Origin of the sequence: Vibrio sp. HS-50-1, from assembly GCF_024747315.1 — a bacterium.
In the GTDB taxonomy this organism is placed as follows: Bacteria; Pseudomonadota; Gammaproteobacteria; order Enterobacterales; family Vibrionaceae; genus Vibrio; species Vibrio diabolicus.
In genome coordinates this window covers 55478-73042 of sequence record NZ_JAMPZF010000003.1, presented here as the reverse complement: position 1 = coordinate 73042, position 17565 = coordinate 55478, and the positions used below count along the sequence as shown (strand labels likewise).

At 43.4% G+C, this 17565-nt stretch carries 16 protein-coding genes; 7 read left to right on the top strand and 9 right to left on the bottom strand.

Annotated elements, in window-relative coordinates; genetic code table 11:
* Positions 1 to 91: 91 nt before the first annotated feature.
* On the bottom strand, positions 92 to 505 hold the full coding sequence (locus tag NDJ01_RS02865; protein WP_258586225.1) for a YscW family type III secretion system pilotin: 414 nt from the start codon (positions 503 to 505) through the stop codon (positions 92 to 94).
* A gap of 388 nt (positions 506 to 893) precedes the next feature.
* Between NDJ01_RS02865 and exsC the strand changes: the two genes are divergently transcribed.
* Complete coding sequence (exsC, locus tag NDJ01_RS02860) at positions 894 to 1340, top strand: type III secretion system regulatory chaperone ExsC (protein ID WP_005377174.1); 447 nt, start codon at positions 894 to 896, stop codon at positions 1338 to 1340.
* A gap of 8 nt (positions 1341 to 1348) precedes the next feature.
* On the top strand, positions 1349 to 1654 hold the full coding sequence (gene exsE2 / locus NDJ01_RS02855) for a T3SS regulon translocated regulator ExsE2 (RefSeq protein WP_005377171.1): 306 nt from the start codon (positions 1349 to 1351) through the stop codon (positions 1652 to 1654).
* Positions 1655 to 1780: 126 nt separating this feature from the next.
* On the opposite strand, the gene NDJ01_RS02850 is transcribed toward exsE2, so the two are convergent.
* On the bottom strand, positions 1781 to 3301 hold the full coding sequence (locus NDJ01_RS02850) for an aldehyde dehydrogenase family protein (RefSeq protein ID WP_005377169.1): 1521 nt from the start codon (positions 3299 to 3301) through the stop codon (positions 1781 to 1783).
* A gap of 239 nt (positions 3302 to 3540) precedes the next feature.
* Here NDJ01_RS02850 and NDJ01_RS02845 point away from each other — a divergent pair, with 239 nt between their 5' ends.
* Complete coding sequence (locus NDJ01_RS02845) at positions 3541 to 5307, top strand: sigma-54-dependent Fis family transcriptional regulator (RefSeq protein WP_017821352.1); 1767 nt, start codon at positions 3541 to 3543, stop codon at positions 5305 to 5307.
* A gap of 61 nt (positions 5308 to 5368) precedes the next feature.
* Here NDJ01_RS02845 and NDJ01_RS02840 read toward each other — a convergent pair whose 3' ends face one another.
* Positions 5369 to 5506 carry a hypothetical protein gene (locus NDJ01_RS02840; protein ID WP_005377165.1) on the bottom strand — a complete coding sequence of 46 codons (138 nt, stop codon included), beginning with the start codon at positions 5504 to 5506 and terminating at the stop codon, positions 5369 to 5371.
* Between the two features lie 578 nt (positions 5507 to 6084).
* Between NDJ01_RS02840 and NDJ01_RS02835 the strand changes: the two genes are divergently transcribed.
* Positions 6085 to 6288, top strand: a complete 204-nt coding sequence (locus NDJ01_RS02835; protein WP_005377162.1) for a hypothetical protein — start codon at positions 6085 to 6087, stop codon at positions 6286 to 6288.
* Between the two features lie 10 nt (positions 6289 to 6298).
* Here the strand turns inward: NDJ01_RS02835 and NDJ01_RS02830 are convergent, their stop codons facing one another.
* The 4 genes from NDJ01_RS02830 to zwf all read right to left on the bottom strand — a co-directional run bounded on the left by NDJ01_RS02830 (position 6299) and on the right by zwf (position 10755).
* Positions 6299 to 6826: a hypothetical protein gene (locus tag NDJ01_RS02830; protein ID WP_047102710.1), complete on the bottom strand. Its 528-nt coding sequence runs from the start codon at positions 6824 to 6826 to the stop codon at positions 6299 to 6301.
* A gap of 226 nt (positions 6827 to 7052) precedes the next feature.
* Positions 7053 to 8501, bottom strand: coding sequence for a decarboxylating NADP(+)-dependent phosphogluconate dehydrogenase (gene gnd / locus NDJ01_RS02825; protein ID WP_005377160.1), 1449 nt, complete (start codon positions 8499 to 8501; stop codon positions 7053 to 7055).
* 38 nt (positions 8502 to 8539) lie between these two features.
* Positions 8540 to 9256, bottom strand: coding sequence for a 6-phosphogluconolactonase (pgl, locus tag NDJ01_RS02820; RefSeq protein WP_065646405.1), 717 nt, complete (start codon positions 9254 to 9256; stop codon positions 8540 to 8542).
* Entirely contained in the window at positions 9253 to 10755 is a 1503-nt protein-coding gene (gene zwf / locus NDJ01_RS02815) for a glucose-6-phosphate dehydrogenase (protein ID WP_005397367.1), read from the bottom strand. The genes pgl and zwf overlap by 4 nt, the downstream gene beginning before the upstream one ends.
* A 539-nt stretch (positions 10756 to 11294) precedes the next feature.
* Between zwf and NDJ01_RS02810 the strand changes: the two genes are divergently transcribed.
* A complete protein-coding gene (locus NDJ01_RS02810; protein WP_046874910.1) occupies positions 11295 to 12227 on the top strand; it encodes an AraC family transcriptional regulator in 933 nt (310 codons plus the stop codon).
* Positions 12228 to 12344: 117 nt separating this feature from the next.
* Positions 12345 to 14480 carry a TonB-dependent siderophore receptor gene (locus NDJ01_RS02805; protein ID WP_139059338.1) on the top strand — a complete coding sequence of 712 codons (2136 nt, stop codon included), beginning with the start codon at positions 12345 to 12347 and terminating at the stop codon, positions 14478 to 14480.
* A 77-nt stretch (positions 14481 to 14557) separates the two neighbouring features.
* Here the strand turns inward: NDJ01_RS02805 and NDJ01_RS02800 are convergent, their stop codons facing one another.
* Together NDJ01_RS02800 and NDJ01_RS02795 are read right to left on the bottom strand one after the other, a co-directional pair.
* Complete coding sequence (locus tag NDJ01_RS02800) at positions 14558 to 15244, bottom strand: response regulator (protein WP_139059337.1); 687 nt, start codon at positions 15242 to 15244, stop codon at positions 14558 to 14560.
* Positions 15241 to 16860, bottom strand: coding sequence for a sensor histidine kinase (locus NDJ01_RS02795; protein ID WP_139059336.1), 1620 nt, complete (start codon positions 16858 to 16860; stop codon positions 15241 to 15243). Before NDJ01_RS02795 ends, NDJ01_RS02800 begins: the two co-directional genes overlap by 4 nt.
* Positions 16861 to 17337: 477 nt before the next feature.
* On the opposite strand from NDJ01_RS02795, the gene NDJ01_RS02790 reads away from it, so the two are divergent.
* Positions 17338 to 17565 carry a hypothetical protein gene (locus NDJ01_RS02790; RefSeq protein ID WP_005377125.1) on the top strand — a complete coding sequence of 76 codons (228 nt, stop codon included), beginning with the start codon at positions 17338 to 17340 and terminating at the stop codon, positions 17563 to 17565.

Below are 17565 nucleotides of genomic sequence, written 5' to 3'. Positions count from 1 at the left end.
ATAAAAGACAACAAATCTTTCACAAAAGGAAAGATATGGTCTTTATTTTTATAAATTAGAAAATTCTAATAAAAATGTAGTACTTAAAATTTTATCTGTTTATTTTTGGAACAAGAATCAAGTTTTCTTGTTTATTTCCCTCTAAAAATAAATAGTTCTTTTCTTTTTCCGCAACGAGCTCACCGTTTGAATAAAGCTTTCCAATAATCTTCATTTTTCCTTCACCAGCTTGAATTGGTGCAATTAAAAACGAATACTGCACAGGCAACTGAACGCCTTGGTAGCTCTGAGATGCCGATCTAAGACATTGATTATCAATAACTTTACATATTTCCACTTCAAGAGAAGTAATCGAAGGTGGAAAGTAGCCGTCGACAGAAACCCAACCATAGACTGATGCCTGACTCTGTGTATCAAAGCCATCCACCCTATTGACGGACACAGTCTGACTGCACCCACTCAGTATGAATAACCCAATAAAACCAGCCCATATAGAATTGTTCATTATGACCCCATAAACGTATTTTATATAATCTAGCTCATTTGAAATTCACACAATTCTTTATGTAAAAATATAAAAGATCAACTTATATTTATACTACAAGCGGACAATAAATCGCATTTTTCAACAACACGTAGTTAACATGGACTGTAATTTCAAAAGCAGTTTCTGTTCTCTTTCATTCCTTCCTTAATTGAAGTTCATTAGAGAAAAGTGATATTCATATATATCATTGCCATTAAGATATGCATCTGAACACATTTAATTTTTCCGTTCTATTTCTCTCAACACATTTAAAAGCCAAAATATAATAACAACCGACTAATATTGATAAACATGAAGAGATACATCTAATATTTTCCTTGATAAAATTTCAAAAGGGACTATTCCTATGTCAGCACGCCAAACTATCGATGAGATTTTGCTAAAGTTTGCTCATCAAATAGGCTTGCCTGCACTGCATCTAACGGAAAATGAAGTAAGCTTAGCCTTTGATGATAATCTAAGGGTGCATATCATCTTTCATCCTGAATCGACAACTCTGCAGCTCGAAGCTGAGATTGTTGGCCTTCAAATTGTAAATTCCGATCTTTATCGTTCTTTCTTGGCCTTTAATTATCACTGGCCTGAGCACCAGTTATTTTTTAGTTTAGATAACCACCGACATGTCCTATGTTTAAACCGACTCATTAACATTAGGCGACTGGATTACGAATATTTTGAAACAGCTTTAGCAGAATTGCTGACGCACAGCGAGTCGTGGGAAGCGTTATTGTCTTCGCATGTAACCATTGATGAGGCACCACCGATGCCACAAACTTTAGACTTGAGAGTTTAGGTGTCTTTATGTCCAATGACATCCAATCCACATACACCAATTCATCGGTTCATGACGTTCAACAAGCGCAGCAAAGTGATGCAGTGCCGCAAGGAACGTTTCATGGCCGTAAAGTCACCCTACTCTCCTCATCAGAAAGCAGCATGACGCGAACAAGCTCTAAAAGAGAGCTTGGTGAATGTTTAAATCAATTTGCCAGTCTCGAATCTTGCAATCGCGTTTTGGACTTTGATCCGCAACTCAATATTGACAAGCAAAACGCCGCCGTAGAAAAGCTTATGGAACGAAAAGTGGCGATAATTCAACGTTCCTGATATCACAATATAAGCAGGTTAAACACCTAAGTTACCCTTCAGCCGACAAGCTCACGCTAATAAAAAACCCCGAAGATTCGGGGTTTTGATTCATACTGCTTTTTCTTTATTAATTACTTAGTTTCACTAGAAGAAGCCTAACGGGTCGATGCTGTAGCTAATCAGCAAGTTCTTCGTGTTCTGGTAGTGATCCAGCATCATCTTGTGCGTTTCGCGCCCGATACCCGATTTTTTGTAACCACCGAACGCTGCGTGTGCAGGGTAAGCGTGGTAACAGTTAATCCAGATTCGACCAGCTTCAATATTACGGCCCATACGATATGCGACGTTCGCATCACGTGTCCAAACACCTGCACCTAAGCCATATTCGGTGTCGTTTGCGATTTCCAACGCTTCAGCCTCATCTTTGAATTTGGTGATAGCAATCACTGGGCCAAAGATTTCTTCTTGGAAGATTCGCATCTTGTTGTGGCCTTCCAACATGGTTGGCTGAATGTAGTACCCCTGGTTGATAGACTCTGGCTGTTCTGACACTCCACCACCAAAGACCACTTTTGCGCCTTCTTCACGGCCGATTTCCAGGTAACTTAAAATCTTATCAAACTGTTCTTGAGAAGCCTGAGCACCGACTTGAGTATCGGTATCGAGCGGATTACCTTGTTTAATCAGCTGTGCACGTTCCGTCAGTTTCTCTACAAACTTGTCATAAATCGCTTCATGAACCAGTACGCGAGATGGACAAGTACAAACTTCACCTTGGTTGAAGAAACCAAGTAACGTACCTTCGATACACTTATCAAGATACTCATCTTCGTAATCGAAGATATCTGAGAAGTAGATGTTTGGAGATTTACCACCTAACTCAACTGTCGATGGGATCAAGTTGTCTGCTGCACATTTCAGAATGTGGTTGCCAACTTGCGTAGACCCGGTAAAAGCGAGTTTCGCAATGCGGTTGCTGGTTGCTAATGCTTGACCCGCTTCAGAACCATATCCGTTTACAACGTTGATGACACCAGGAGGAAGAAGGTCACCGATTTTTTCCATCAGAACCAGAATGGATGTTGGGGTTTGCTCTGCTGGCTTCAATACCACACAGCAACCCGCCGCTAGTGCCGGTGCTAGTTTCCAAGCCGCCATCAACATTGGGAAGTTCCACGGAATAATTTGACCAACCACACCAATCGGTTCTGGGAAGTGGTAGCTTGCGGTGTGCTCATCCAGTTCTGCCGCACTGCCTTCTTGTGCGCGAATACAGCCAGCGAAGTAACGGAAGTGATCCACTACTAAAGGTAAATCTGCCGCCAAGGTTTCGCGAACTGGTTTGCCGTTTTCCCAAGTTTCTGCAACAGCAAGCTCTTCTAGATGCTGCTCAATACGGTCAGCAATTTTCAGCAAGATGTTCGAACGTTCTGTCACGCTGGTTTTGGCCCATTTTGCTCTGATGTTGTGCGCGGCATCCAGTGCTAAATTAATATCTTCCTCGCCAGAGCGAGCAACTTTACAATACGCTTGTCCGTTGATTGGTGAGATATTGTCAAAGTACTCACCACCCGTTGGTTTTACCCATTCCCCACCGATAAAGTTATCGTAATGCGATTTAAAGTTAACAATGGCATTTTCACTACCTGGCTGTGCATAGATCATAACTCTTCCTTTTGTTTCTCGTTCAATGTGTTATTGCAGTGTCGTATCGCACTGTTCACAAAGAGCATTACGCAAGTCACACGCCAACTACGCCACGCTTGTTGTTAATTAAATGTAAAACTATGATTACCAAGCGATAACAAACCAAGTGAGCGATGTTTGAGCGGATGTATGGTGTGAACACCAATGTTCAAGTGTTCCAAAATGGCACACCCTCACTGTGACAAAATGGTACAGTCATGGAACTTCAACATATTAGCGATAACAATTGGCTTTCAACTTCATGGGTCAGAAGTGAACAAGCGGGTTTAAAACAGCGTCGACGCCCTGAAGATATTCGAGTAACGCCAGCGACGCTCCAAGATAGGCGTCACCAACTCAATTTTTTGCTAGAGGCAGTCACTCAATTTGCGCTCCCTTTGTTTAATCAGCTATTTGCTCATAGCGACAGTCGCTTAATTTTGACGGATTCAGATGGTGTCATCATCGGCAGTTGGGGACAGCCTAGATTTCGTGAAAAGTTAACGGAAATCTCGCTAAGCTCTGGAGCATGCTGGCAAGAAAAGGTCAAAGGCACCAACGCGATTGGTACAGCTTTGGTTGAAGCAAAGCCCGTTTCTGTTATTGGTGATCAGCACTTTATCCAACACCATCGTTTTATTAGCTGTTCGGCTAATCCTATTTTCGATCATCTTGGTAACCTCATTGGCGTATTAGATATTACAAGCGAGCAAAAGAGACATGACTTCTCAACGCAAGTACTAGTACAAAACATGGTCCAGCAAGTGGAGAATCAACTACTTAACTTGATTCCACAAGGGCATATTCGTGTGGATTTAGCGTGCGAAAAAGGTTTACTGAATAGTGGTTGGCAAGGAATTATCATTGCAAATGAAGACGGACAAGTTTTGGCTCACAATCAAGTAGCCTCTCAACTTTTTGCGCAAAAAAGTATCATTGGGCAATCCTTAGACGACATTCTATCCACTCGGGGAAATGAGCACCCTTTCGTTTTCAAAACAAAACCGCTTACCGATAAAGATAGCAAGGTCAAGTCTCGTGCTGTAGCGGCGTCCAATGATCTTCATTATGGCGACTCCGCTGTTGAGCACTGTTGGCAGCAAGCTAATCGCGTCATCGATAAAGACATCAGTTTGTTGATTCTCGGAGAGACTGGTGTTGGCAAAAACGAGTTTGTAAAAGCACTCCATAAAAACAGCCAGAGAAAAACGGGACCGTTAGTTTCCGTCAACTGCGGAGCGCTACCAAAAGATCTGGTTGAATCTGAATTATTTGGCTACGTAGCCGGTGCCTTTACTGGCGCAAACAGCAAAGGCTATCAGGGAAAAATTCGCCAAGCACACAAAGGGATTTTGTTTCTAGATGAAATCGCAGATTTACCCTTGGAAGCTCAAAGCCGATTGCTCCATGTATTGCAAGATAAAACCGTGCTTCCCGTGGGTTCCAACCAAAGCATTCAAGTCGATACGCAAATCATTGCAGCCACGCATAAAGATCTGGAACATTTGGTCAGCGAAGGATTGTTCCGCCAAGATTTGTATTATCGCCTTAATGGCTTGATCATTGAGCTACCTCGCTTTGAGGAGCGTGAAGATAAACGACAACTGATTGAGAACATTCATCGGCGTCACGCCGAATCTGAACAACAGCTTTGCCCTCACCTACTTTCTCTGATGCTGTCTTACTCATGGCCAGGAAATTTGCGTGAACTCGATAGTTTAATCAAAGTATCCGCCTTAATGGCGCAAGGTGAAGAAATATTGGAACTCACACACGTCCCAGCCCACCTAAGTAAGAAACTCAGCCAAGCTCAAGAAGGGGCAGCATCCGCTGAACCAACTTCAGAACTGCGTGCAACCGTCGAAGATAAGTTGCTCAAAACATATCAAGCCAATCAGGGGAACATTAGCAAAACGTCTCGTATGCTTGGTGTGAGCCGAAATACCATTTACAGAAAGTTGAAAAGCCTTGGCATATTAAGTTAATTCTACGACCTCAGATACAAAAAGAGCACCGTTGCGGTGCTCTTTCTCTTTGAAACCTAGCTTACAGGCCGCCTTGTTGTTGCGCCTGTTTTACTAATGCCTGACGTTGAGTTTCCTTCTCAGAGATCACTTGATTGTCCTTGTGCATTTCCTGTTCCAATTCTGCTGGAATGAAAACAAAGTACTTGTTAAGAGTCATCTTAGAACCTCAATTTGCTGTGTTAATTACCTTCTTGGTCGACGTAAACAAAACCAGAAAAACATGTTTTACTGGATCCTTGTTGCTAGTTTCAAAAAATAAAGGATGTTCATATAATAAACATCCTCCATGTGGGCGATAATTATAGGCGTAGTTTAAAGGCTTACCTAGCACTCTTTTTCACCTTTTGTGCAATCTGAGTTTCGATCGAAAAACGGATTTAGTTGCCCGTAATTACTAAGGTATTGTTAAAAAGAGAAAAAAGCTTTTACTGTAACTGACGACAGGGATGAGCTTACGAGTGTAGGTTCACTTGCAATTGTGTATCGTAGAGTTCGAATACGATAATAATAACGCTACATGCCCTTAATCTGCGTAGTTAAAAACTTTGAAGTGATAGACAACCGAAGTCATATCTGTGCAACTCAGTTTAACGATTTGTCTACCGGTTCAATATTTCACCTTTTTTGAGAAATCTTTAGCCACTTTTTTGTGTGAAACGCCCCAAAAGAGCAGACAATTAAAAGTGTGGCATATGACCACAATTGTCTATCCCCACTTAGCTTCGGGAGGCGTTTATGAAAAGTAACAAACTTGGCCATGTGATGTCTTTCAGCAGGATGTTTTCCTTCATTGCATTCTTGACGGCCACATTCGCATGGATTCTCAGCATGTACGCCCTATTTACTGTTTCTTTAGTGGCTCTTGTGGTCAGTGCAATTCTCTACCTAAAAGACAGGTTTTATCAAAACAAGAAAACGACCACTGAAAAGAGCGCCTAGGCGCTCTTTTCTATTGGATGTCATTTCCGTGTGACTTGATATAGTTATCAATCCGTTCGAGTTCGTGAAAATAACCATACATACCAATACGATTAATTTCTGGTTCTATACAGTATTTTTCTTCTTTTACCATAGCTTCTACAAACATTCCGCTTGATGCAATTGTGAAAGGTGGACACGCTGAGTAACCATTATTTTCTGCAATATATTTCAATCGCCCAAATTCAAAAACTTGACCTGGAATAGCAACGATAAGGGACAAGACAACTGTTATAGTTATCACTTTAATCGGCACTTTGACTAACTGAGTCATTCGATCAAATAAAATATAGACCAATAATGTAGGGCACAAGAGTAAGCTTGCGATACTTAAAACATATGACGCATCAATGTAGACCACTTGAAAACCACTACTGAGTTGAAGCGGTAGAGATTCGAAAACGAAATGATGATAAAGGCGATAGATAGAGTAAGTAATCAGTAATATGAACATAAGCAACACGAAAGCTGTGTGAAATGGATGCTTCTGTTGTGTCATTTCTATTACCTTATAGTTGAGGAGACGACAGAGAGCTGCTTAGCTTCACTCTTCTAAGAGAAATATTAAACTGCTAGCAAATGCATGCTCTCCCATTTCTGAGAAGTGCGTGACGAATCAACGTTTAATGTAACTTTTAAATCTACCAATATCTTACAGACACAAAAAAGGATGCCACTTGGGCATCCCTTTATATCTTTATATTTAGTCGGTTTACTTAAAACGATTACACGTCGTAAGTTGTAGACGCTGTGTCGCCGCCTGTACCAGTCCAGTTAGTGTGGAAGAATTCACCACGTGGACGGTCAATACGCTCATAAGTGTGAGCACCGAAGTAGTCACGTTGAGCTTGAAGCAGGTTCGCTGGTAGACGAGCTGTTGTGTAACCGTCTAGGAAAGATAGCGCAGAAATCGTACATGGCATTGGGATACCAGACTCTAGAGATTTCGCTGCTACTTTACGCCATGCTGCTAGGCTGCCTTGTAGGATGTTTTTGAAGTACTCATCAGAACCAAGGAAAGCGATGTCTGGGTTCGCTTCGTACGCATCACGGATGTTGCCTAGGAACGCAGAGCGGATGATACAACCACCACGCCACATTAGTGCTACGTTACCGTAGTTTAGGTCCCAACCGTTCTCGTTAGACGCCTCGCGCATTAGCATGAAGCCTTGAGCGTAAGAGATGATCTTAGAAGCTAGTAGCGCTTGACGTAGTGCATCAACCCACTCTTGCTTGTCGCCTTCAACTGGAGTGATTGTCTTACCGAATAGAGACTCGGCTTCAACACGTTGGTCTTTCAGTGCAGATAGACAACGAGAGAATACAGACTCAGAGATAAGCGTTAGTGGAATACCTAGGTCTAGTGCGTTGATACCAGTCCATTTACCAGTACCTTTTTGGCCTGCTGTGTCTAGGATCTTTTCAACGAGAGGCTCACCGTCTTCATCTTTGTAGCCAAGAATGTCAGCCGTGATTTCAACAAGATAGCTGTCTAGCTCAGTCTTGTTCCAATCAGCGAATACTGCTTGCATCTCGTCTGCAGACATACCAAGACCGTCTTTCATGAACTGGTAAGCTTCTGTGATAAGCTGCATGTCACCGTATTCGATACCGTTGTGTACCATCTTAACGAAGTGACCAGCACCGTCGTTACCAACCCAGTCACAACATGGCTCACCAGCGTCAGTTTTCGCAGCGATACCTTGGAAGATAGGCTTAACCGCTTCCCATGCTTCAGCAGCACCGCCAGGCATGATAGATGGACCGAAGCGCGCACCTTCTTCACCACCAGATACACCAGTACCGATGAAGTGGATACCTTTTTCACGTAGTGCAGCAACACGACGGTTTGTATCTGGGTAGTTAGTGTTACCACCGTCAATAATGATGTCGCCTTTGTCTAGCAGAGGTACTAGCGCTTCGATGAACTTGTCTACAACGTCACCAGCGCGAACCATCAACATTACTTTACGCGGCGTTTCTAGCTTCTCTACTAGTTCTTCTAGAGAGTATGCACCGATGATGTTCGTGCCTTTTGCTGGACCTTCCAGGAACTCGTCTACTTTAGCAGCAGTACGGTTGTGAGCAACCACTTTAAAGCCGTGATCGTTCATGTTTAGGATAAGGTTTTGACCCATTACTGCTAGGCCAATTACACCGATATCACCTTTCATTGTTTCTCTCCAATTTTATTTCATCGACGAGCAGCGTCTTAAGCAATTTTTGCTGCCGCGTCTAAATCTAAATACCATTCCGTTAGGCCCGATTTCGCTTGAATCTTAGCCGCTGGGTATGGCAGTGCGTGTGCTGGTGAACTGTTAATTTCTTCAACGATGTCCGCTTTTCCTGCACCAAGCACTAAGTAACTGATGCGTTTTGCTGCTTCTAATACGCGTGCTGTTTTCGACACACGAAGTTGGCCCGACTCAGGATGAGACGCCACAAGAGATAGATTCGCATCATCATAATTCGTTTGGCTAGGGAACAGAGAAGCTGTGTGACCATCTGCACCAACACCTAATAAGATCCAGTCAAACACAGGGGTTCCGTTTTCAGTCGGAATCACCTCTGACATCTCTTTCGCAAAGCGTTCCGCTTCCACTTTAGGGTCATCTTCACCGCGTATACGGTGGATGTTTTCTGTTGGAATGTTTACTTGGCTAAACAGTAGCGCGTTCGCTTCTCCGTAGTTGCTTTCCGCATCGTCAGGTGCGACACAACGTTCGTCACCCCACCAGAAGTGGAGGTTTTGCCACTGAATAGAGGTTGCGTAAGCCTCTGAAGCCAACAGTTTGAACAGCATTTTAGGAGTGCTGCCGCCAGAAAGAGAGATGTGAACAGGTCGGCCCATTTCGCTAAACGCTTTCATATCGTTAGCTAGGCTTTCAACTACCTGTTCTGCTGTTTGGTAGATCTTATGGTTGATCATAGTTCACAGTAATCCGTATCTGTTAAGTTTTTACATGGGAAACGCCAAGCGCGGCCATCACGCTGTAACAAGTCATCTGACTCTTTAGGCCCCCAAGTGCCGCATGCGTACCCGAAAAGGGATTGTGGATCTTGCTTAAAATCTAAGATTGGCTGTACGTATTGCCAACACGCTTCCACCGCATCACTACGTGCAAATAGCGTAGCATCACCATTCAAAGCATCAAGTAGAAGGCGCTCGTATGCCGTTAGCATTTGCGTTTCTTGCAGGTCAGCGTAATGGAAGTTCATTTTCACTTCTTTCGCTTCAAAACCTGCGCCTGGCTCTTTCAAGCCAAAGCTCATTTGAATGCCTTCGTCTGGCTGAATGCGAATGATCAGCTTGTTTTCTGGTGCGTTTTGACCAAACACTGGGTGCGGTGTTTGTTTAAAGTGGATAACCACTTCAGTCACGCGTGTTGGAAGACGCTTACCAGTACGCACGTAGAATGGCACGCCATTCCAACGCCAGTTGTTAATGTAGGCTTTCAAACCGATGTAAGTTTCGGTACGTGAATCATCTGCAACCCCCGGCTCTTCACGGTAGCCACGTAGACTTTGTCCACGAACTTCAGAAGCGGTGTATTGACCTAATACTAGATCGTTACGCAGAGCGTTTTCGTCCAAAGGTTTTAAACACTGGAGTACTTTAACAACTTCATCACGCATCGAATCTGCATTGATCTGTGCTGGTGGCTCCATACCCACCATCGCCAATACTTGTAGCAGGTGGTTTTGGAACATATCGCGCACGGCACCCGAGTTGTCGTAGTAACCACCACGCTCCTCTACGCCGAGGAATTCTGCGCCCGTGATTTCAACATAATCAATGAAGTTACGGTTCCAAAGCGGCTCAAACATCGCGTTTGAGAAACGAAGTACAAGAAGGTTTTGTACCGTCTCTTTACCTAAGTAATGGTCAATTCGGTAGATTTGATGCTCTTGGAAGTGCTCGTGAATTTCTTTATCCAGAATACGCGCTGATTCAAGGTCATAACCGAATGGTTTCTCAATAATCAGGCGTTTCCAACCATCTTCTTCTTTGTTTAGGCCGTGTGCTGCAAGACTTGCAGGAATCACACTGTATAAACTTGGTGGGGTTGCTAAGTAGAAAAGCGTATTGCGCTGATCGAAACGATATTCGTCAGCAAGTTGGTCTAAACGAGAAGATAGCTTACTGTAATCTTGTGTGTCAGAAGTATTGATAGCTTGGTAGTGCAGATGGTTAATAAATGCATCAAGCGTTTCTGGCTCAGTCTTTTCCATTTCCTGAAGCGATTTTTTCAGCTTCGCGCGGTAAGACTCATCACTGTATTCAGTGCGACTTACACCCAGAATGGCAAAATTTTCTGGAAGCTGCTTGTTCGCATAGAGGTGGTATAAAGCAGGAATGAGCTTACGATATGTAAGGTCACCTGAAGCACCAAAAATAACGATGCTGCTGTTTTCTGGTATTACCATCATCTTTCCCTTAAAAACGAGGTACTTATTGTGTGCCCGGATACGGCTAAAGGATGAGCCAACCCTATCAATGGCACCTCAAAATAGAAAATTGGTCTTACCTATTACGTTGATAGGTAAAGTCTATAGGCCCAAAGAACCTCAAGAAGTAGCACTCCCAAATCTGTTGGAAACACGACGTATTAAGGTCATTTAGGTCACTTATGTCTCAAAAGTACACACTGTACTCGCTGGAGGAGAGTCCGACACGGTGCAGTATTGTCTACGACTATTTGATTTACATCAACACTTGCCAGTGCAAACGTTTAAATAAGTTGCACAAAACATCATAAATATTTGTATTTTATGGATAAAAAAAGTTGCACTAACGTAAGACAAAAATTAAGCAAAAACTCTAATATGGACAATCCTTATCCACCCTTGCAATCCATTACAATTTTATTGTGATCTATGTGGCCTGAATTTTATCCTCCCACTCTATTGATAATGATACTCAATTAAAGATAATGAGGATACTATTAATGCGAAAGTAGAATGTCATGAAACCAAGCACAAAGAATCTGCACCCGATAAACCGAATACACTCTGTGCTTGACTACATTCACAACAATCTAGATATCGCACTTAGTGTGGATGAAATCTCGAAAGCAAGCTGCTGGTCACGTTGGCAACTGCAACGCGTTTTCCAGCAACACACTGGCGTATCCGTCGCTCACTATATTAGAGAGCTTAAACTAAGCCTTGCGGCTGAACGCTTAATCCATACATCAGATCGCTCGTTAGATATTGCGATAGAAATGGGGTTTGCTTCTGAACATGCATTTAGTCGAGCGTTCAAAAATATGTTTTCAAAGAGTCCTCGAGACTATCGTAAAGCTCAGCAACTAACGGGCTTGAGGCAACCTTTAACGTTGCGCGATACACCAGAAGACGAAAATAGACATAAGTGCTTTATCGAAGTCCGAATAGAAACAAAACCTGCTTTTGTGCTTGCTGGTTATCATGAACCTATTTATGGATTGTTTTCCGCAACGCCCAACTTCCAATCCAAGGTGCCCTCGCTGTGGTCACAGCTCTATTCATCAGAAAACCATACTCATCTGGAAAGAAACTATCTTGGTGTGATTGACGTAACAAAAGCGTATTCAAGCAACCAGCAACTCGAGTATTGGGCTGGTTATGAGTACAACTCAGCGTCAAGAACTTCAATATCCAAAGGCTCTACGCAAGAACCAGATCTTCTGGTTGTTCCTGAGCAAACCTACGCAGTGATTACGCACATAGGTAAAGCATCAAATCTAGCGGCGACGCTTGAGTGGTTCATTTTGCACTGGCTCCCCTATTCCAATTATCACGGTATTGATGGCTACGAGTTAGAAGTTTATCCAGAAGACTATGATGTTGAGAGCGAGAATGCCCAAATGCATTACTGGATACCTGTCAAACCGAACGAAGCCATGTCCATTAGATAGAAACCTAAGCACTTAGGTTCTGGCTTTGCACCAAATTGTTAACTTTTCCTATTTTTTTCGCTATAGAATGCAAACAACAATCATTATCAATAAATAAAAGTAGTGGAATTAATAAATATGGAAAGTCCGAATCGATTTCATCGTTCTGCGGTTGCAGTCGTGGTATCCGCGCTTATTGCTGGTCACGCCAGTGCCACTGAGAGCACTTCTCAGCACGAAACTATCACAGTACTTGGCGAAACATACCGAAACACCGCAACTAAAACCGTTTTAGAACCGGAAGAAACGCCGCAAGCGATCACGGTAATCACTAAAGATGACATGGACCTGCGCGGCGTAAACTCGGTGAGCGAAGCATTGCGTTACGCGCCTGGCGTAAATACAGAGCTGCGTGGCGGTGCCGTTTCCCGACTTGACCTATTCAATATTCGTGGTTTTATTAACTACACCAACTTTTATGATGGTCTTCCTTTGCTGTACAACGGCTGGAACCTTCAACCTCAGGTCGATTCCGTTGCCCTTGAACAAATCGAGGTTTTTAAAGGGCCAACGTCTGTTCTTTACGGCAATATTCCACCAGGAGGCATGGTCAATATTATCGCCAAGGCGCCTCAGTCAACACCTTCGCACTCTGTCTCGATTAGTACTGGGACTAACAGCCTAAAAGAACTGACGCTCGACACCACAGGACAAATTGGTGATTCTAATGTGGATTACCGTATCGTCGGCCTAGCAAAACAGCGAGATGGTCAAGCCGATACGTCTGAAGACGAACGTTATGTCCTCGCTCCATCTTTCAATTGGCAAGCGACAGAAAGCACCTTAGTCAACGTGAATGTTTACTATCAAAATGATCCATCAGCAGGTATCTACACTACCGTGCCCGCGTCTGGCTCAGTGATTGACAACCCACTTGGTTCGATGTCGCCAAGCACTTATTTGGGGGATGAGGACTGGAACACTTACGAACGCGAAGTTCTGATGATGGGTTACAAAGTCCAACACGACTTTAACAACAGTTGGCAATTTCTACAGAATGCCCGCTACATGACCGCCGATGCCTATCAGGAAAACACATATAACGGTGCACTTGAAGCAGATAACCGTACCGTTGGTCGAAATGCTTATTTAACCGATGAAAAGTCCAAATCCTTTGTGATTGACAACCAACTATCTGGCTACGTTAAAACAGGAAATTTTGAACATAACTTATTGTTCGGGCTTGATTATCAGTATCTAGATTCGGATGTAAAATACAAAGATACGCTTGGGTATTCGCTAACTCAGGACATCTTTAATCCTGACCACAACAGCATTGATCGTAATGCACTGAATTTCCAATACAAACAAAACTTAGATATCAAAACGAAGCAAATTGGCGTTTATTTGCAAGATCAAGTTCGTTACGACCAACTTGTAATGATTGCAGGTCTTCGTTGGGATAAATACGATTCAAATACAGACGGCGTGAGCGATTACCTAGGAACAATATCCAACAGCAAGGAAGAGTTAGACGACACCAACGTATCTTTCCGAGTCGGCGGTTTGTACGAGCTCGACTTCGGCTTATCCCCATACCTTACTTACTCCGAGAGTTTTGAGCCGATCGCGGGTGCAGATGCCACAGGCAAAGCGTTTGAACCATCAACCGGGCATCAGTGGGAACTCGGTTTTAAATACGCGCCATTGCCTAGCGATATTTCGGGTAATTTAGCGTTCTTCCATATTACGAAGAAAAACGCGATCTTGACCGATCCGAATAATCCATATGCACCGAACTATCAAGCGGGCGAAGTGGTATCACAAGGTATTGAACTTGAGGCAAAATGGCAAGCCACAGCACAAGCTGATTTCACTCTAGGCTACACGTATACCGACATGGAGATTACCGAAGACAGTTATTACAACCAAGAAGGTAAAACGCCGGTTTGGGTGCCTGAGCAAACGGCCTCTCTATGGGCCAACTACTTCTTCGAAGGAAATCTTTCAGGCCTTCGTACCAGTGCTGGCGTTCGCTATGTCGGAGAAGCACAAATTGATGCTCAAAACAGCGAAAAAGTGCCTGACTACACCTTGTTTGATTTAGCAGCAAGTTACGATTTCTCAACAGTATCTGAATCAATGAAAGGGGCTAGCGTCACCCTTTCAGCAAGCAATCTATTCGATAAAGAATACTATTCTTGTTACGACAAAAATAACTGTTGGTTTGGCGCTGAGCGCTCTATTGAAGCGAAATTAGAATATAATTTCTAACTCCTCAGCGCGAAAAAGCGATGGTTTGTTTAAAACAAGCCATCGCTTTCATTTCGTATTTAGCATCAAAACCTACGTTACCGTATCACTTTCTTATAGCACCTTTCCGGCCTACCTACCGACCCATAGTTTAAATCAGCCTCTAGTTCACCAGTGCTGATCAGATACTCCAAATAGCGCCTTGCCGTTGTTCGGCTCGCACCAATCTTTTCGCCTGCCTCATCAGCGGTAAGCACACTACCATTTGGGAACAACTCTCTGATCTTATCTAAGGTTACACCATCAATCCCTTTCGGTAATCGGTTCGGCAAGTTGTCTTGATTGGCGTGAGACTGCAGCATTTTATCAACGAGGTTCTGATCCAAACTCTCTACGATGTCTAGTTGTTGGCGTTGGGACACATACTTTTTCAGTGCGGCATCTAAGCGTGGAAACATCACTGGTTTTAGCAGGTAATCGACAACGCCACCTCTCATTGCCTGTTGTAGCGTATCGACATCCCTTGCCGCGGTAATCAAAATGACATCACACGTTTGGTTGTTCGCACGTAATGTATTGAGTATCTCAAGCCCTGTTCCATCAGGAAGGTATACATCCATCAACAAGAGGTCTGGCTTAAGAATATCGAGTTGCATTTCCGCTTCCATTCTCGTGGTCGCAATGCCGACCACTTCCAAACCTGCCAATTGGCTCAAGTATTTGTGGTGCAGCTCAGCAATAGCCAGGTCATCTTCAATGATCATTACGCGAGTCGCCATACTCATAATTGTTCTTCCTTGGGTAAATACACCGTTATTCTTGTTCCACAATTTGTGTTGGGCATCATCTCAACATGGCCGTGATATCGAGTAGCCAACTGGTTGACAAGATGCAATCCTACCCCCCGATTTTGACGAGATTTCGTCGACACCCCTTTTTTAAATAGCGCCTGCGGCTCTATATCGCTTGGTAAACCACAGCCTTGATCTATCACCTCAAGTATCACTTCATTTCCGTAATCGCTCACTGACACATCGATATTTCTGCGCTCCGATGCGACATTCGATTCATCACGAATCGAGGTTAACGTTGCGTCGAAAGCGTTATCAATTAAGTTGCCCAGAATGGTGACAAGGTCTTCCGAATTTAGCCACTCAGGCAGAGGCTCCAAACGACTGCCTTCTTCAACCACCAGCTGTAAGCCTAACTCGCGAGCACGTTCTGTTTTTCCAAGCAACATACCAGCAATTAACGGGTCTTTAACGGTGTCTCTTAAAAATTCGATCATCGCTTGATAGTGTGCGGTTTCTTGCCCAATTAACTTTTGTACGGCATCCAGCTCACCCATCTGAACTAACCCGCTAATGGTGTTTAGCTTATTTCGATGCTCATGGGTTTGCGAACGTAATAAATCTGCATATTCTTTGGTTTGTGATAACTGCTCGGTTAGGTCGTTGATTTCATCCCTTAAACGGAAACTCGATACTGCCCCCACTATTTTTCCATCCACATAAATTGGCGAACGGTTTGCGATCAGACGTTTATGATTAAGGAATATCTCAATATCATGATCTTCCTGTCCGGTTTCTAGCACCGTATATAAGTCACTATCGCGTAACGTCTCAGTCAACGGTTTATTAAGAGCTGCCTCTCTATCAATACCGAGAATCTGACAGGCGCTACGATTGATCGAGCGAAGTATCCCTTGGGCATCAATACTTAACACGCCTTCTTTAATAGTACTCATCGTCACTTCTAATTCGCCGTACAACCGCCCTATCTCTTCAGGCTCGAACCCCAAAATGGCGCGCTGAAACTTTCTCGACGCATAATTGGATACAATGGCATTAGCGACAACAACTACGATGACCATTAAAATCAAAAAGGCCAAAAATGGCTCGATGCGGTCTTGCAGCCGGTCAAGCAAATAGCCAACCGAAACCACACCAATGATGTTCCCTTGCTCGTCAAAAATCGCAGCTTTACCACGAACTGAATAACCTAACGAGCCCTGTGCCGTCGAAACATAAGACAATCCCTGCTCTAGCGCTCGACGATTGTCGCCACCTCTCATTGGCTTGCCCAACCGCTCATCAACAGGGTGGATTAAGCGTACTCCCTTATGGTCGCCAATAACGATGAATGCAGCACCGATGGCTTCGGTTAATTCTCGGAAACGAAGTTGGTATGGCTGAGGATTTTGGGTTGCGACCATTTCGCGAACAACGGCGGAGTCTGCTAAAAAGCGGGCAACACCCAGTGCTTTTTCTCCCATTTCTTGCTCTTGATTGATTTTGAGATAAGTGAATCCTGCAGCGACAAGCAATAAAAGCTCTATCAACCCCGACAGCGTCATAATAATGAGCATTCGCTTACGAAAGCTGATCGTTTTCCAACTCATTGATACATCCTTATGATTCACTCCCAAGCGATTACGTTAACACTCAGTTAACAGCATGGCTTTGTTGCGGTGATAAATCTGTGAGGAAAACAAGCAAACCGCAGAGTTTACGGTTAATTAATCGACGAGCTGAAACATAAAATTACAACCATTCACCAAATTCAGCATTCCTCTCTGATACTCAATTCCATACATAAATTGCCCTTTAAAACATGATCGTGATCACATCGATTTTAGCGGTTTTTGAGGCGTTTTTAGACTTTCCAACGTATAATTTTTAATCAACGAAACCATTGAGAGTTTCGGTTAGAAAGCAGTGAAGCTGGAAGTCTATTAAAAGCTCAACATTGATGTCAGTGATTTGGACACAAATAAAACAAAACACAAATACTGACTATATGACAAATACTTAGACACCATCTGAAAACTGGAAAACTATAAACAGAGGTGCATTTATAGTTAGAAGGAACACCAAACATGGAACGCGATACCTTTGGAATATGCCTGAATAAGGCCATGCTGTCAGAGAATATGTATTCAACGTTTACACACGTCAGGGCTTATGAAAAAAACGGAGGCGGTACTTCTGATCTCAAGGTCCTGTTATCATTCCCTCAAATGAGTGGAAAAGACCTATTGAATACGATGCGAGGTTCTCGTCAGCTTGAGTGGAGAGCAGAGTTTCACTGTCCATATACGAAGTAA